This window comes from Nocardia sp. NPDC020380 (assembly GCF_044386975.1).
In the GTDB taxonomy this organism is placed as follows: Bacteria; Actinomycetota; Actinomycetes; order Mycobacteriales; family Mycobacteriaceae; genus Nocardia.
On sequence record NZ_JBIRVQ010000004.1, the window covers coordinates 222331 to 240996 of the forward strand.

General features: G+C 66.8%; 4 protein-coding genes (1 of these 4 only partly in view). All 4 read left to right on the forward strand.

The features are described from left to right. Tightly spaced (each overlapping or abutting the next), the 4 genes in view from ACH438_RS11810 to ACH438_RS11825 form a layout consistent with a single transcriptional unit that may run on beyond the window. A protein-coding gene (locus tag ACH438_RS11810) for an SDR family NAD(P)-dependent oxidoreductase (RefSeq protein ID WP_397004062.1) crosses the window boundary here: on the forward strand, positions 1-3749 show its 3' end. 14779 nt of this gene lie to the left of the window's left edge; only the last 3749 of its 18528 coding nucleotides appear in the window; its start codon lies off the left edge, out of view; the stop codon is at positions 3747-3749. Then, positions 3746-15607, forward strand: coding sequence for an SDR family NAD(P)-dependent oxidoreductase (locus ACH438_RS11815; RefSeq protein WP_397004064.1), 11862 nt, complete (start codon positions 3746-3748; stop codon positions 15605-15607). Before ACH438_RS11810 ends, ACH438_RS11815 begins: the two co-directional genes overlap by 4 nt. Continuing rightward, positions 15604-17907 carry an acyltransferase domain-containing protein gene (locus tag ACH438_RS11820; RefSeq protein ID WP_397004066.1) on the forward strand — a complete coding sequence of 768 codons (2304 nt, stop codon included), beginning with the start codon at positions 15604-15606 and terminating at the stop codon, positions 17905-17907. The genes ACH438_RS11815 and ACH438_RS11820 overlap by 4 nt, the downstream gene beginning before the upstream one ends. Continuing rightward, positions 17904-18662, forward strand: a complete 759-nt coding sequence (locus ACH438_RS11825; RefSeq protein WP_397004068.1) for a thioesterase II family protein — start codon at positions 17904-17906, stop codon at positions 18660-18662. The genes ACH438_RS11820 and ACH438_RS11825 overlap by 4 nt, the downstream gene beginning before the upstream one ends. Positions 18663-18666: the final 4 nt, after the last annotated feature.

Here is an 18666-nt window from a genome sequence, read left to right on the forward strand (position 1 = left end):
GGCGCCCGCGGCGCGCGGTGATCAACTCCTTCGGGGCGGGCGGCTCCAACGCGCACGTCATCATCGAGGAATACCTCGACACCCGCATGCCCACCCCCGTCTCCGGCCCGCATCTGATCCCACTGTCGGCCCGCGACCCAGAACGGCTGGCGGAGTATGTAGCCCGTCTGCACGGGTTCCTCACTACCGAACAGCCAGATCTCGCGGACACCGCTCACACCCTCCAACGCGGCCGCATCCAGCTGCCAACCCGCGCTCTGTTCACGGCAACCACGGTGGCCGAGCTCGCTGACCAACTGGCGGCCTGGCCTGCCCAGCCCTCGGCCAACCGCGACCCACGCGCCCACCGCTGGCTGGCCGGCGAACCCGTCGACTGGCGCCCATCCCATGAGCAGCGGCGACAAATCGCATTGCCCACCTATCCGTTTGCGCGGGAGCGTTACTGGCTGCCGGATATCACCGATACCGCAGCCACCGACGATTCCACTCCGCAGGTCCTGGTGCCGCGGTGGCGAGAGGCCCCCGCGCCCGTGGACACGCTGCACGAACACCGCGTGATCGTGCTCTGCGACGAGGACACACCCGCCGCTTTGCGCAACGCCGTGGCCGCCACGATCGGCGGCGTCGATCGGCTCGTGACGGTAGGGAGCGCACGTCGGCCCACGGCGGCGGGCAAAGCTTTCCCTGAGTACTTGGACCGCAACAACTTCGCGGACGGTGCGCACCTCGGCCGGGCGATGCTCGCACACCATCGCGACACCGACTGCGTGATCGACCTCTGCGATCTGGCGCCCCTTCGAGGCTCGACCGCCGGATCGGTCGATTTCGGCCGGATCGGTTTCTACCAAGGCGTTTTCGATGCGCACGCGGGCGCGGTGACGCTACTGCACGTATGCGCCGGCCTGCCCGGAGTCGACGGGCCCGAGTACGCCCCGCTCGCAGGTCTTGCGGCGGGGCTGGCACGGGAGTTCACCGATATCAGCACCCGCAGTGTGTATTTCGCGGATTCGAGGGCATCGGTCGCTGCCGATCCGGATCGGTTGCTCCGCGTCCTCGGCGCGGAATGCGCATGGACCGACGACGGCCCGCGCGTGCGCTATCGGGGTGCCGTTCGCGAGGTGCCGGAACTGGCTGCGGCGCAACCCACCGGGAGCGTGCGGATCGATCCCGAGGGCGTCTATGTGATCACCGGCGGGACCCGCGGGCTCGGCGCGCAGTTCGCTTCCATGCTGGTCGACCGCGGGGTACGACGGCTGGCGTTGCTCGGCAGAGCGCCGCTGCCGCCGGAAGATCAGTGGGATCGACTCGCCGTCAATGGAGATCCGTCAGCGGGCCGGGTGCGTAGCCTTCGGGCGCTACGCGAGCGCGGTGCGACGGTTCGGCTCTACAGCGGTCCGCTCACCGATCGTGCCGCGCTACGCGACTTCTTCGGCGCGGTCCGCACCGAACTCGGTCCCATTGCGGGTGTGCTGCATTGCGCGGGCATTGCCTCGGCGGAAAGTCCGGCCTTCGTACACAAGACCGGTCCGGGCATCGCGGAGGTTGCCGAGCCCAAGATCGCCGGCCTGGCCGCGCTGGCCGAGGCGCTCGACACCGATCGGCCGGACTTCTTCGTGCTCTTCTCCTCGGTGGCGGCCATCGTGCCGACACTGGCGGTGGGGCTGTCCGACTACGCCATGGCCAATGCCCACCTGGATCGCTTCGCCGAGGCCCGGCGGGCCGCCGGCCACGCCGAAGTGCGGTCGGTGCAGTGGCCGTCCTTCCGCGACGGCGGCCTGCGTGAGATCACCACCGCGGCCTACGGTGCGACGGGCCTCCCCAAACTGGCTGCCGCCGACGGTCTCCGACTCCTGGAAGCCGTTCTGGCAGTGCCAAATGAGCCGGTCCTGCTGCCCTATCTGGGCCCCGACCCCACCCTCACACTGCGCACCCCGCCGAGATCACGCGCTGCCACCAATGGCGGCACCCGGCGGCCCGCCTCGAACGGCACGACACCGCGACCGGCCGCCTACCAGGATCTGCTGCGCATCTTCTCCGAGGAGTTGAAGCTGCCGCAGACGCGATTCGAACCCGATCGCCGATTCGAGGACTACGGCGCCGATTCGGTGCTCATCGCCTCGGTGGTCCGCCGCATCGAGGGCCTGGTCGATGAGCCGGTCGACCCCGCCACGGTGCTCGAATACCCGACGCTGCAGGCGTTGTCCGAGCTGCTGGCCGAGCGCTATCCGCATCGATTCACTACTAGGGCAACGACTGTCACCGCTAAGGCCACGACCGCCGAAGCTGCACCGGTTTCGAGCCTGTCACCAGGCCAGGCATGGAAGCCGGTTCCGACCGCGCAGGCCCCCATCGCGGTCGTCGGCATCGGCTGCCGCCTCCCCGGCGGCGATACACCGGACGACTTCTGGCGCTTGCTGGCCGCCGGCGAATGCGCTGTCCGCGAGGTCGATCCGGCCCGATGGGATCCGGCACGCTATTACGCACCCGAGCCACGCCCTGGACGCACCGTCAGCAAATTGGGTGGCTTCCTCACCGATATCGACCTCTTCGATCCGGACTACTTCGGCCTCACCGAACCATTCGCCCGCCAGATGGACCCGCTGCAGCGGCTCATGCTCGAGGTGTCGGCCGGCGCTGTCGCGGACGCGGGCTACGAGCCGAACCAGCTGGCCGGCGGGCGGATCGGCGTCTATGTCGGCTGCCGCTCGGCCAACTACTTCGAGCGAATGCCGGTGCCCGATCGGCACACGCTGCTCGGTACCGGCCAGAACTTCATCGCGGCGCGCATCTCGGACCATTTCGACTGGCACGCAGCCAATATGGTGATCGACAGCGCCTGCTCTTCCTCACTGGTCGCCGTGCATCTGGCCTGCCAGGCTTTGCGGACAGGTGAGCTGGATGCGGCGCTCGTGGGCGGCGTCGAGGTGCTGCTCGACGAGATGAGCTATCTGACGCTGTCGGCCGCGGGTGTGTTGTCTCCGAACGGTCTGTGCCGCACCTTCGATCAGAACGCCGACGGCTTCGTGCCCGGCGAGGGCGCCGCTGCCCTGCTGCTCAAACCACTGGATGCGGCGATGCGTGACGGCGACCAGGTATATGCGGTCCTTCGCGGCTCCGCGGTCGGCAATGACGGTCACACCATGGGTTTCACGACGCCGAACCTGCAGGCGCAGATCTCGGTGATCACCGGGGCGCTGCGTGCGGCGGGTGCGGCCCCGGACGAGCTGTCGTATGTCGAGGCGCACGGCACCGGAACCATGATCGGCGACCCCATCGAGCTCAAGGCGCTGGCCACGGTGCTCGGCTCACGACCGGACAAGGCGGATCGCTGCGCGGTCGGCAGTGTGAAAACCAATATCGGTCATCTGCTGGGTGCCTCCGGCATCGCGGGTGCGGTCAAGACCATTCTCGCCGTGCGCAATGGCCTGATTCCGCCCTCGCTGCACTGCCCGAATCTCAACCCGCGATTCCGGTTCGACGGCTCGCCGCTGTATGTCAACCGTGAACCGACGCCGTGGATCACCGCTGATGGCCGCCACCGGCTGGCCGGGGTGAGTTCGTTCGGATTCGGCGGCACCAATGCGCACCTCATCGTCGAGCAGGCTCCACCGGGCTATCACGCTGCCCGGATCGCGCTGCCGCCGCCGCGGTTCGTCAAGCGGCGCCTGTTGCTGCCCAAGCGGTCTGCCCTCCCCCTGCCTGCTCTCGCCGAGCGGCTGCCGATGCTGCGATTGGAGCCACTGTCATGACAGGGATCGAATTGACCAGTTTCGCAACCACTCTCCGAGCGGACGATCCCGTGGTCTTCGACCATCGGGTGCACGGCATGCCCATCCTGCCGGGCGTGGTGTATCTGGATATCCTCCAGCGCGCGGCGCTGGCCGCGGGGCATGCTCAGGCCGATATCGAGTTGCGCGACATACTGTTCCACCGGCCATTGACGCTGCCGGACGGAACAGCTCGCATCATCTTCCGAGTCGACCCGGTGACCGGGCAGATCGATATCGAGGCGGCCAGGCAGGGATCCGGCGGCGAGCCCACGGATCCGCCCCTCCGCATCGCGGAATGCGTAGCAGCTCGCACCGACGCACCCGAACCCGTTCTGCCGCCACTCGTGCCCACGATGGGCAATCGCCCATTGCAGCAGATGTACGAGCATGTCCGCGGACGCAGCATCGTGCACCGCGGATTCATGTGCGCAACAGGTCATTTCGATTGGGATGGCGACAACGCCACCGCCCTCCTCGGACTCGGCCCCGAGGCTGCGGCGCGCGCCTCGGAGTTCCTGTTGCACCCCACCTTTCTCGACGCCGCGACCATCGTGCCGTTCGTAGGCTGCGTCGACCCCGACGACGACAGTGCCTACATCCCTATGTACCTCGGTCGATTCCGCGCCTGGCAACCCACCCCGGACGAGGTGATCCTGCGCTCGGTGGTCCGCGCGGTGGACGGCAGAGCCGACGTGATGCAGGCCGACATCCTGCTCACCGACACCTCCGGCGCGCTCATCGCCGAATACCGGAACCTCACCGCGAAACGCGTACGCAGTGACAGCGACCTGTATCGTAGCCTCGGCACAGATCCTGGTGCTGTCACCAGGGAGATACGCCCCACAAACGACGTGATCGCAGCTCCCCCGGTTACAGGCCCTACGGACCGGGCGGCACTGGTCACCGAACTCCGGCAGCTCATCGCCGAAGCGACCGGACTCGCCCCTGCCGAGATCGCCACCGACGCAGGATTTTACGAGCTGGGCGTCGACTCGGCCCGCCTGTTGCAAATGACCACCGCACTGGAGTCGCGCCTCGGCCGACTGCTCTACCCCACCCTGCTGTTCGAGCACCAGACGATCGACGCCCTCGCCGACCATTTGGCCGACGCCACGACCTTCGACCCACCGCAGAACGACACCGACAGCCTGATGGTCTTCGGCTTCGACTGGGAACCCGCAACCACCACACCCGAAACCGCCGTATCGCCGCACGCCTTGCTGGTCTTCGACACCGATGCCGCCCCGTACCAACCGAACCCGCCAATACAGACCATCCACATCCGACCAGGCGACGTCTTCGCCACACAGGCGGACGGCTACACGATCGATCCAGCCGATCCGAAGCACATGGAACGCCTACTGCGGCATCTGTCCGATCGTGGGCTCACCTTCGATGCCGCAATCTACCGATGGAATGACACCGGCCCCGATGCGACAACGGATCCTGCACAGCTGATCGAGCAGGGCTACTTGCCCCTGCGCGATCTGATGCGTGCACTCGCCGAATCCGCCACCGCCGCCGCGATGTGCCCGATTGTGCTCGCTGTCAGCCCAGCGACCACCAGCGGCGCGCTGTTCACCGCGATGGCGGGCGGCCTCGCCCGGACGGCCCGTCGGGAGCTCCCGCACCCGAAGGTGGCCGCGGTGCTGTACGAGGCCGACGCGGACCTACCCCGGATCATTGCCGCGGAGATCGCCCGTGCGCCGGAACAGCGCGCCGCCAGCGAGATTCGCTTTTGGCACGGCCTACGCGAGGTCCGCGTGCCGCGGGAACGCACCAGCACCGACCAGCCCACCCACCGCTACAAGCCGAACGCCACGACAGCCACCGATCGCACCCACAGCACCAGCCATCACGACGGACCCGAACCCACGACGGCCGCCGTCGGCACCCGCCAACTCGGCCAGAAGAGGCCGGACGTCGCGGTAATCCTCGGCGGTACACACCAGCCCGGCGATGATCAGCCGACCGACGTCGCGGTCATAACCGGAGGCATGGGCGGTATCGGCCGGATGCTTGCCCGCAGACTGGCCGGGCGTGGCGGGCGACTGGTACTCGCGGCTCGCCATCCGCTCGACGAGACGGCTGTCCGGCTGCTGCGCGAGCTTCACGAACTGGGCGGCAGCGCAATCCATGTGACGGCGGATGTGACCGTCGCCGCCGATGTGCAGCGCCTGGCCGAGGTGGCCCGGGCGCATTTCGGCCGGATCGATGTGGTGTACCACTGCGCGGGCGAACTGCGCGACGGAATGCTTTTGTCCACCGATCGTGACAGTGCCCGAACAGTGCTCGGGCCCAAGCTGATCGGGGCCGCGAACCTATTGGCCACAATGTCCGATGCACACCGCTTGGTGCTCTTCTCGTCGCTCGCCGGAATCGTCGGTAATCCAGGGCAATCCGATTACGCGGCGGCGAATCGCTATCTGGACGTTCTTGCCGAACAATCGGCCGGCCAGCCGGGACCGACCGTGGTGAGTCTCGCGTGGCCGGTATGGGCCGAGGGTGGAATGCGGCCGCCGGCCGCCGCCCGACGGGCATTGCGTGACATGGGCTTCGGTGAATTGCCCACCGAAGTGGGGCTCGACCTGGTGTTGTCCGCAACAGATGACCACGCCCAGTCGACCGTGGTCTGGGGCCAGGCCGATGCGCTACGCGACTTGCTCGGATTGGCACCTGTCCTCGCGGCACAGCCATGGGAGACCACTTTCACGCCCGCCGACGACCGCGGGCCCGCGATCGCGTCGAATACTGTTGCAGCGCAGGCGACAGCGATCACTGGCCCTGCCCAGCCCCCGGCCGCCCGGACTGCAATCGCGGTGGTCGGGATGGCCGGCCGCTATCCAGGGGCCGAGAACCTCGATGAGTTCTGGCACAACCTGGTGACCGGGCATGACGCGGTCGGGCCGGTGCCTCCAGGTCGACGGTTGTCGGACGGACATCCGGGCGCGGATTCGATCGCGTACAAAGGCGGCTTTCTCGAGGATGTCGCGGGCTTCGATCCATTGTTCTTCCGGATTCCACCCGCGACGGCGGCCTTGCTCGATCCGCAGGAGCGGCTGTTTTTGGAACAGGCTTATGCCGCACTGGAGCATGCCGGCTATCAGCCCGGTGCGCTCGGGTCGACCGGTGATCGGGTCGGTGTGTTCGTAGGTGTCACGTGGGCCGACTACCGGCTGCTAGGGGTAGAGGCCACGCAAGCGGAGTCACCGGTCGCGGTGGCGTCGTTGCCGTCCTCCATCGCCAATCGTGTGTCCTATTGCCTGGGATTGCGCGGGCCGAGTCTGGTGGTCGACACCGCCTGTTCGTCGTCGCTGACGGCCCTGCATCTGGCTCGGCGCAGCATTCTCGACGGGGATTGCGATGCCGCGCTCGTAGGCGGCGTGAATCTGCTGTTGCACCCGGACAAGTTCGTACTGCTCGACACCCTCGGAATGCGGTCGGCCACAGGGCAATGCCGTCCGTTCGGCGCCGATGCCGATGGCTATGTGCCCGGTGAGGGTGCGGGTGCGTTGTACCTCAAGCCGTTGGATGCCGCACTCGCCGATGGGGACACGATCTATGGGCTGCTCACCGGCAGCGCCATCAATCACGGCGGCCATTCCGCCGGGTACAGCGTTCCGCACCCGGGTGCGCAGGCCGAGGCCGTCGACCGGGCATTGCGTGAAGCGGGTGTGGATCCGGCGGACATCGGCTATCTCGAGGCCCACGGCAGCGGGACAGCGCTCGGAGATCCCATCGAAATTGCCGGTTTGCGAACCGTTTTCGATCGCTCACCGGGACAATGCGCGATCGGGTCGACCAAGTCGAGCATCGGTCATCTGGAATCCGCGGCGGGCATCGCGGGACTGACCAGAGTGCTGCTCCAGCTTCAGCACGGCCGGATCGCGCCGACGCTGCACGCCGACCCGCCCAATCCGCAACTCGGACTGGCGGAGTCCCGGTTCTATCTGCCGCAGCAGGCCGAAGACTGGCCGCGCCCGATGGCCGACGGCTCTCCCACGCCACGGCGGGCAGGTGTCAGTGCGTTCGGGGCGGGTGGCGCCAATGCGCATGTGGTGGTGGAAGAGTTCCTCGATGAGCGCGTCCCGGGCCCGGCCGCCGGCGCCCAAACCGTGGTGCTCTCGGCACGCACCGAGACCCAGCTACACGAGTACGCCCGCGCGCTCGCGGCGCGCTTACGGGATATGGATCCAGCCGAGGTCGGTGATGCGGCCCGCACGCTTCAGCAGGGCAGACCCGCCCTGTACCACCGTTTCGCCACTGTCGCCGAAAGTCCGGCCGCCGCGGCCGATGCCTTGGAGCAATATCTCGCCGGACAGCCAGGACGTTGGTTTGCGGGTGAGATCAGCATCGAACCCAGCACTGGCACAGTCGATCTCACTGCCTCATCCGAAGACGCCGCGGAGGCTTGGGTCGCAGGGCGCAATGTCGACTGGCAGAGCAGGCATGGTGCACCCGTGCGCCGAATCGCCCTGCCCGGATACCCGTTCGAGCGCAGGGTCTGCTGGATCGGTCCGACACCGACACCGACACCGACCAGTGAATCACCTTCTGCGCCTGGCAAATTCATCCCGACAACCCGACTCGCTATCGACTTGAACAGTAGCCGAATCGATCTGGGCCGGTATGCCGCGACACTCATGTTCGGCGCGCTGACCCAGATGGGCCTCACACCAGGTGAATGGCCCGACTCCGAGATCGCTGACCGCCTCCACATCACTCCACGCCACCGGCGGTACTTGGCGTATTGCCTCGAAACTCTCACTCGCCACGGCTTCGTCGAGCGGCATGCCGACCGGATCACGGTCACCGGACCTGCCCCGGGATGCGCCTGGATGCGCGCGGATCTGCTCGCCCGGTTCCCACAGACCGCGCCCTACGTACGCCTCCTCGATGCCTGCGCAGCGCATTGCGCCGACGTATTACGCGGCACCACGTCCGCGACGGAAGTGCTTTTCCCGCACGGGGATACGGACCTCGTCGCCGGCATCTACCGAGGCAATGCCGGCTATGACTTCACCAATGGGCTGGTCGCCGATTTCGTAGCGAAGGCGACGCGCGAGCGGGCGAGTGCCGCGCCGGTACGAATCCTCGAGGTGGGGGCGGGCACCGGCGCGACCACGCACGCCGTGCTCGCGGCTCTCGCGCCGCTCGATCTCGCTGTCGAGTATCACTACACCGATGTTTCGCCGAGCTTCCTCGCACACGGCCGGCGCGAGTTCTCCGCGTATCCACAGTTGCGGTTCGGTGTCTTGGACATCGAGCGTGACCCGGCGCCACAGGGATTCGAGGCAGGCAGCTTCGATCTCGTGCTCGCCGCCAATGTCTTGCACGCGACCACTTCGATAGCCACCTCACTGGATTCCGTTCGTCGATTACTGACCACCGACGGCGTGCTCGCGTTGAGCGAGCTCACCGCCGACCTGGAAGCGGTAGCGCTGACCTTCGGATTGCTCGACGGCTGGCACGGATACTCAGATCCGGAGCTGCGTCTGCCCCATTCACCGCTATTGTCCGAGACCGGCTGGCGCAATGCGCTTTCCAGCGCTGGATTCACCGACCTGCACAGCTATGGTCCTGGACTCACCGCCGACGCCGAGGATCCCGGATTCCGGCTGCTGACCGCGGTGAGCCCGGTGCCTGCTCTTGCCCCGCCCGGTACAGAGCCTGCACTCCACACCGTCGCACCGGATACCCACAGCACCGCTGCCGATCCGGAGCCAGAGCTCATCGCGCTGGTCGCCACCACGCTCGGGATGACCACTGCCGATATCCGGGCCGACCGATCCTTCGCCGACTACGGCGTGGACTCCATCCTGGCCGTACGACTCGTCGAGCAGGTCAACAGTCGCTACGGGCTGGCGCTGCGTCCCACGGTGCTCTTCGAGTACCCCTCGGTGCGAGCACTGGGTCATCGCATTGCGGAAGAACTGAAGTCCTCCCGACCACAGACGGAGAAACAAGTCCCCGCTGTCCCCCACCGCACCACGCCGCCGGACACGATGGATATCGCCATAGTCGGCATGTCCGGCCGTTTCCCCGGAGCCGACGACCTGGACGGATTCTGGCGCAACCTCATTGCCGGAGTCGACTCGGTCACCGAGATCCCGCCGGACAGGTGGCCCGTCACCGACTACTACCGCCCGGGCCCGCCGGTCCCCGGCACCACGAACTCCAAATGGGCCGGTCTGCTGAGCGATATCGACCGCTTCGACCCGACCTTCTTCGACATCATTCCCGCCGAAGCCGATTACATGGACCCCCAGCAGCGACTGTTCCTCGAACACAGCTGGCTGGCATTGGAGGATGCGGCGATCGATCCGACCTCGCTGCGCGGCACCCGATGCGGTGTCTTCGCGGGCGCTCCCGGTTCGGATTACGCGACCCTACTGCGCGAACACTCCGCGCTGAGCTCCCATTACGTCTTCACGGGCAACAGCCCCGCCATCCTCCCCGCTCGCGTGGCGTATCACCTGGACCTGACGGGACCGTGTGTCGGCCTGGACACCGCATGCTCCTCGGCGCTGGTGGCCTTGCATCAGGCCTGCCGGGCGATTGCCGCCGGCGAATGCGAATTCGCCTTGGCAGGCGGGGTTTCCGTATTCGTGACCCCGGAGTATCACCTGCTCGCGTCCGCGCTGGGCATGCTGTCGCCCACCGGGCGCTGCGCCACGTTCGATGCGGCCGCGGATGGATTCGTGATCGCCGAGGGCGTCGGCGTGGTGGTGCTCGAACCACTCGCCGACGCCGTGCGCAGGGGGGATCCCATTCACGGCGTGATCCGCGGGATCGCGGTGAACCATGATGGCCACACCAATGGAATCACCGCGCCCAGCGCCCGTTCGCAGGCGGAGTTGGAGCTCGCGGTCTATCGCGGTGCGGGAATCGATCCGGCCACGCTGGGCTATATCGAAACCCACGGCACCGGAACGCCTTTGGGTGATCCCATCGAGATCGATGCCCTGACCACTACGTTCCGCCGGTACACCGACAGGACCGGGTTCATCCCGATCGGATCGGTGAAGTCGAATATCGGCCATGCCTCGCATGCCGCCGGGATCGCGGGTCTGTGCAAGGTCCTGCTGTCCATGCGGGCGGGCGTGCTGCCGCCGTCGATCCATTTCGGATCCGCGAATCCGCTGCTGGATCTGACTCGTTCGCCGTTCTATGTGAATACTGCGGCGCGGGAATGGCCGGCCGGGCCGCGGCGGGCGGCGGTCAGTTCGTTCGGATTCAGCGGCACCAATGCCCATCTGGTGATCGAGGACTACCCGGACAATCGCCCTGCGGGCTCGATGAGCGGACCTGTCGTAGTGATGCTGTCGGCGCGCACGCCGGATCGGTTACGCGCGGCGGCGCAGGCGCTGCGCACTCATATCGCCGAACATCCCGACCTTGCCCCGGCCGATATAGCCGAAACTCTCCGGCATGGCCGCACCGCGTTCGAACACCGTATGGCGGTGCTGGCGCACAGTATTGATGAACTGCGGCAGCAGTTGACAGCATTCATCGATCGCGGCAACTGCGTCGGAGGCTGGAGCGGCGCCGTATCGGAAGTCGCCGCCATCGACCGACCGGCGCGAACTGTCGCCGCCGCCGATTTCGCAGCCGGATGGGTACGTGGCGAAGCAGTCGCGCTGCGGGACGAATCAGCGGTACCGGGCCGCCGCATCCACTTGCCGGGGTACCGGTTCGCCCGTGAGCGCTGCTGGGCGCCCGAACTCACTGCTGCAGCCCCTGTCCGTACCGAGCAGGACAGGCCGGCTACGCACGTGGCACTCTCTTCGGCCGAGGTAATCGCAGCGTGCGCGGGGATTGCCGCCGAGCTGCTCTACCTCACCGTCGCGGATATTGGTGCCGACACCCCCTCGGGTGAACTCGGTTTCGACGAGTCGACACGCGCCCAGGTCGTCATCGAGCTCAATCGCCGGTACGGATGCGACCTGCCGATTGCCGCTCTCGGCGTCACGACCACGCTGGCACAACTGGCTGATCGCGTCGTCGATCAGGGTTCGGCGCCCCAATCGGATACACCCGAGGCCGCCACCCCGGAGAGCGCCGCAACGGAATACCTCAAGCAGCTCCTGTCCGAGTATTGCAGGCTCGACATCGCACGCATCCGCACGCGTATTCCCTTGCAGGACTTCGGCATCGATTCGGTGCTCATCAGCACCATGAACACCCGCCTCGAAGAAGACTTCGGGCCCTTGCCGAGCACCCTGTTCTTCGAATACCAGACGATCCTCGAGCTCGCCGGATACTTCGCCGCTGAGCATGGCGAACGCCTGGCTGTCCTCACCCGCGCGCCGCGAGCCGTGCCCCCGGTGACCGCGACGGAACCAGCTGACGCCGCGGCTGAACCGGCCCACAGCACACCTGAATCCCACCCCGTCGAGCCTGCCGAGGACGGTATCGCTGTCATAGGCATGGCGGGCCGGTTCCCGATGGCGGCCGATATCGACGAGTTCTGGGCCAATCTGCTGGGCGGACGCGATTGCATCGTCGAAGTCCCTCCGGAGCGCTGGAACCACGCCGACTACCTCTCCGACGACCCGGACGAGCCGGGCACCACTTACGCCCGCTGGGGCGGATTCATCGACGATATGGACTGTTTCGACGCGCGCTTCTTCCGGATATCCCCCAAGGACGCCGACGAAATGGATCCGCAACAGCGACTGTTCCTCGAAACCTGCTGGGCCGCACTCGAAGACGCTGGATACACGCCCGCACGCCTCCAATGCAGTGCGCGCGAGCGAGACCTGCCCGATGCGGGCGTCTTCGCCGGGGTCACCTACGGCGAGTACCAGGCGCTCATCAATGTCCCGATCGCGGGCTATTGGGCGGTGGCCAACCGGGTTTCGTATCACCTCGGTTTCGGTGGCCCCAGTCTGGCGGTCGACACCGCGTGCTCGGCCTCGCTGTCGGCGATCCATCTCGCGTGCGAGAGCCTGCGCCGCGGCGAGGCCGCCTACGCGCTGGCCGGCGGGGTCAATGTGTCGATCCATCCGGGCAAGTACCAGCTTCTCGGCCACGGGCGCTGGGCCTCCACTGATGGGCGCTGCCGATCCTTCGGCGCCGGCGGGGACGGCTATGTCCCGGGCGAGGGCGTGGCTACCCTGGTGCTCAAACCGCTCCGGCACGCTCGTGTCGATGGGGATCGTATCTATGGTGTGATCCGTTCCAGCGCAATCAATCACGGTGGCCATACCAATGGCTTCACGGTGCCCAATCCGCGTGCGCAGGCCGACCTCATCGCACGTACGCTGCGCATCGGCGGGATCGACGCGGGCGATATCGGTTACGTCGAGGCGCACGGCACCGGAACCGCGCTCGGCGATCCGATCGAGATCGCCGCACTGTCCAAGGCCTACGGCGCATTCGGCGACAAGCGCGGGTACTGCGGGATCGGCTCCGCGAAATCCAGTGTCGGGCATCTGGAAGCGGCAGCGGGAGCCGCGGGCGTGGTCAAGGCGCTGCTGCAGCTGCGGCACGACATGATTCCGCCGACGCTGCACTCGAATCCGCCGAATCCGGGAATCGATTTCGCCGCCACGCCATTTCGTGTGATCGATACGGCGACCGCTTGGCCACGTCCCGCCTCTGGCGCGCCGCGACTGACCGCGGTCAGCTCGTTCGGCGCGGGCGGCGCGAACGCACATGTGATCCTGGCAGACGACGATCCGGCACCGGAACTTCCCAGCACGCCAACCGATTCGCCCTGCGTAATCGTCGTTTCGGCTACCGAGGCCAACCGACTGACCGAGGCGATCGAGCGACTCGTGCGGCATCTGCGGGAGACCCGGCCTCGGCTGGGTGATGTCGCGTGGACGCTGGCGGTGGGCCGCGTGGCATTCGAACATCGGGTCGCGGTGCTCGCGAGCACGATCGACGAGGCCATCACGGGCCTGACCCGCGCCACCGGGCGAGTCACCGATGACGACCCGGCCGTGTTCCGCGGCGTCGCGCGCACCCATCGCGAGACCGATGAGCTGCCCGGTGAATCCACTGCGGATCGCGCATTGCTGGAGCGCATGGTGGCCGCCGGCAATCTGAAGCGACTCGCCAAACTGTGGGCATCAGGCTGGGCCGTGGACTGGGAAAGGCTGTACGACCAACCTTTCGGCTTGATCGTCAGTCTGCCAACCTATCCGTTCGCGCGCAGGCGGCATTGGATCATTCCGGAGGAATACCGGCGCAAGGACCGTTCCGTCGCGGTCACTGCCAGTACGAACGGTCATGTGAATGGGCACGCGAACGGTCGTAGTGCAGCCGCCGAAAACACCAGTCCCCCGGCCACCTCCGAGACAGACAGTGGTGAACTGCGCACCGAACTCTACGAACAGGTCCGTGGCCTGTTCGCCGAACTGACCAGATCGGATCCGGCCGACCTGGACCTGGACGCCGACTTCGCGGACTTCGGATTCGACTCGATCGTGTCGGTGCGGATGATGAATCGGCTCATGAAGCTGCATCACGTCCGCTTGCCCGCCGAGGCGATCGAAATCAACACCACCATCCGCACCTTCGTGGACTACGTGATCGACACCGGCGCCATCACCGCCACCCAGGCCGATGAATCCGCCGCCCGCGCGGACGGCTCCGCCGTGGCCGACATCCCGGTGGTGACGTTCGCCGAGCCGCTGCCGATCGAATCCATCTTCGTCACCGGCGTCACCGGTGTGCTGGGCGGCCGGCTGCTCGCCGACCTGCTCGAGCACACCACCGCCCGGATCACCTGCCTGGTGCGCGGCGACACGATGGATGCCGCGCACCGCCGCATCCGACACTTCCTGAGCACCTACGACCCCGAGGGCAAGCTCGACACCGCCTTCGCGACCCGGGTGACCGCCCTGCTCGGCGATGTCAGCCTCGATCGGATGGGCCTGGACGACGCCACCTGGCAACGCCTGGCCGCGGACACCGACGCGACCATCCACGTCGCCGGACGCACCACCCTGGTCACCTTCTACGATGCGCTGGCTCCCACCAATGTCGAGGGCACGCGCCGAGCCGTCGATTTCGCGCTGGCCACCAAACACAAGTATCTGATCTACGTTTCCAGCTTCAGCGTGCTCGGCGACCGGCTCAACGGCAATAATCCGCCATTCACCGAGCGCGATCTGGAGATGGGGCAGGGCTATGACCATCTGCCGTATCAGGAGACCAAATACGAGGCGGAGAAACTGATTCGGGCCGCGACCGCACAAGGTCTGCTGTGGGATATCGTCCGCCCCGGAAACATTATGGGCGACAGCCGAACCGGGCGTTATCCGTTCTCCGAGGTGAGCGTCAAGGGCGCGTACTACGACATCCTCAAGACGATGGTCGAGACCGGTGAAACCATGCTCACGCCCATCCATTGGGACATCACGCCGGTCGACTACGTCAGCGCCGCCCTGCTGCACATCGCGATGGGGCGGCCGACCTACCGCGAAACCTATCACCTGACGAATCCGGATATCCGCCGCTACTACGACATCGTCGCCTACGTCCGTGCGCAGGGTTATCCCGTCGACTATCTCGGAATCGACGAGTACCACCGCAAGGTGACCGAGCGGCAGGTCCGTGCTCGCGGATCCGGGGAGATCTACGAGAGCCAGACCCTCGAAATGTTCAAGTACGGCGTCGAGATCTTCGGGCGGGTGCATTACGAGGAAAGCTCGTACGCCGACTGCGAATACACGCGGGGCATCCTGGCCGCCGCCGGCATCGAATGCGCGACCATCGCCGAGCTCATACCGGTCTACCTGCGGCACTGCACCGAGGTCGACTATCTGCCCGCACCGGACACGCCACTGCTCGTGGCCGACGGATTGAAAGGCGCGGTCCGATGAGCGCCGATACGGTAGCGGTGGTCTTCCCGGGACAAGGCTCCCAGCGGATCGGTATGGGAGCAGACTTCTACCGCGAATTCCCCATCGCCAGAGCGGTATTCGAGGAAGCAAGCGACGCCATCAGCGAGGACCTGCTGCATATCTGCACCGAACGCGACACACGACTGCACAGGACCGAGTTCACCCAGCCCTGTGTGCTTGCTATGTCGATTGCCGCTTATCGCACTCTCACCGAGGATTTCGGCCTGGTCGCAACCCTTTTCGGTGGGCACAGCCTGGGCGAGTACACCGCTTTGGTCGCGGCGGGTGCGTTGAATCTCACCGACGCTGTGCGGCTGGTCCATTCGAGAGGCCGGCTCATGGCGAGCGCGGTGCCGGAAGGATCCGGCACCATGGCGGCGCTGATCCTGTCCGGCATCGCCGACACTGTCGCGGCGCGGGTCGCGGTGAATGCGGGCGCCGAGATAGCCAATGAGAACTCGCCGGCTCAGCTGGTCATCAGCGGTACGAGGGAGTCTCTGACCGCGGCGCGGGCAGCCCTGGCGGCGGCGCTTCCCGAATTGCGGTTCGTGCCGCTGCGGGTCAGCGGACCGTTCCACTCGCGTCTGATGGCCTCCGCCGAAACGGAATTCGCCGCCGAACTGCGCGGCTATCTCCCACGAATCGACTCCTCTTGCGCCACCGCGGTCACCTCGAACTTCACCGGCGACTTTCACCGGGTCGATGAGCTGGCACAGAACCTCGTTCACCAGATCGGCTCACCCGTGCGTTGGCTGTCCAATATGCGCGCACTGACCGCCCGCACGGACACCCTCTACGAAGTCGGCCCGACCACACCGCTCACACCATTGTTCGTCGCTATCGGCTCGGCACCGGTGGGCATCTCCACCGTCGATACCGCGCGCGCCGCGGCCGTCGCCGAATCTGACACCGGCGCTGGCGATTTTGTCGGCGCGCGGCTTCCCGCACCGGCCAATACCGATGACCCCGCGCTCCAGCTCGGCAGCTCGGTCTTCCGCAGAGCGCACGGCACCGGGCTCGCCTACGCGATCGGCGGTATGTGGCTCGGTATCGGCGGGCCGGACCTGGTCGCCCGTGCGGCGCGATCGGGCGTGCTCGCCTACCTGGGAACCGATGGGCTGTCCGCAGATCGGATCCGAACCGATCTGCACCGCCTCGGCTCCGAGCTGCCTTCGCACGCGCCTTGGGGAGCAAATCTCACCGATGATCCCCGACGTCCGGCAGCCGCTGGGGAACTACTGGCGCTCTTCCGTGAGTGCGACGTCCCTCGCGTCGAGATATCCGGAATGCACATGCCAACAGCGGCATTGGTGCGCTATCGGTTCGGAGACCTCGCATCCGTTCCGATGCTCGACGCTTCCGGCCCCGATCTTCAGAGTGCGACCGCTGCCCCTCGACCAGTGATGGTCAAGGTCACCGGAATCGCCGCTGCGCGCGCATTCCTGGACCCACCGCCACCGCGCATGCTCGACGAGCTTGTTGCGCTGGGTCAACTCAGTGCCTCTGAGGCGGCGCTCGCGGCCGTCACTCCGATGGCCGATGATCTCTGCGCGGCAGGCGAAGCCGATGGGATCTCGCTTTCGGATCTGCTCCCGGCGATCGTCCAGTTGCGCGATGAATCGCGCTATCCGGCGGCGGTGCGGGTCGGTGCGGCGGGTGGGCTCGGGTCGGGCGCGGCAGTGGCGGCGGCATTCGTGATGGGCGCCGACTTCGTGCTCACCGGATCGGTCAACCAGTGCACGGTGGAGGCCGCGCTCGGTGAGGCCGCGAAGGATCTGCTGGCGCGCACGGATATCGCGGACTTCGTGGCGGTGCCGTCGGCGGACCGATTCGAGATCGGCGGGCGGGACTTCGCGGTAGGTAAGGGCGGATTCTTCGCCGCGCGAGCCAATCTGTTGCACCACCACTATCTCGATGGGGTGCCCTCGGAGGCGGCGCTGGCCGATGCGCGGCGCTGGTTGCCTGCGGATCTCGTCGAGGAGCTGCTTCCCGGGGATACGCCGGTGGCCGATTTCCGGGATCGAATGGGCCGGGCACTGCGTCGGTTCCTCGTCGACTCGGCACGCCAGGCCACCGTCGCCGGACCGGAGGAACGGACCGCTTTTCATCTACGCAGCGGACCCGCGCTCGGTGCGTTCAATCGCACCGTACGCAATACGCCGCTGCGGGATTGGCGTAACCGCCATGTCGACGACATTGCCGAAACCTTGATGCGCGATGCCGCGACGGTACTGGCCGGATCGGCCTCGACCTGGGCCGGACGGGCGGTGAACGAATGAACGGCCGCGCGCTGACGCTGCATCGAACCGGCGTCGAATCCGCTCGGCTGCGGCTGATCTGCTGGCCCTATGCCGGGGGTAGCGCGGCGAACTATGCCGAGTGGCGACGCGCTTTCGATAATGTGGAGGTCGGGATTGCCGAGTTGCCCGGGCGCCGCCGGTCGGCGTCGCATCTTCGATTGCTCACCTTCGATGAAATGGCCACAGCCGCGGTCGATATGGTCGGCCCGTTCACCGATTTTCCGCTCGTCTTCTTCGGCCACAGCATGGGCGCTTTGCTCGCCTATGAGGTTGCCTGCCGGGTGGCAGCCGAGGGCACGCCGGCCGCGCTGTTCGTGAGCGGATCGACGGCCCCGCACCTTGCGCGTCCGCCGAGCAGACTCTCGGATCTGCCGGACCCCGAATTCGTCGATGCTGTAGGCCATTACGGCGGCATCCCTGCAGAAGTACTCGATGCGCCCGATGTGCTGTCGCTCTTCCTCCCCGCGCTGCGCGCCGATTTCGCTTTGCTCGAGGACTACCGCTACATCCCGCGTCCGCCGCTGTCGTGTCCGGTGTTCGTCTACGGCGGCCGCGACGATCGATATGTCGCACCCTCGCAACTGGAGGCCTGGCGCGATATCGCCACCGACGTGCGTGCCGTCGAGCTGTTCCCCGGCGGGCATTTCTATCTCACCGAGCACCGCACCCAGCTACTGGCCGCGATCCGAACTGCCCTCTCGCAGTTGGCCATTACTCCGAGCAGGCGCTGGTGATGCC

Excerpts from the sequence above, each read along its gene's own strand:
- ACH438_RS11815 (WP_397004064.1), top strand. The coding sequence starts at position 3,746 with ATGACAGGGATCGAATTGACCAGTTTCGCAACCACTCTCCGAGCGGAC.
- ACH438_RS11820 (WP_397004066.1), top strand. The coding sequence starts at position 15,604 with ATGAGCGCCGATACGGTAGCGGTGGTCTTCCCGGGACAAGGCTCCCAG.
- ACH438_RS11825 (WP_397004068.1), top strand. The coding sequence starts at position 17,904 with ATGAACGGCCGCGCGCTGACGCTGCATCGAACCGGCGTCGAATCCGCT.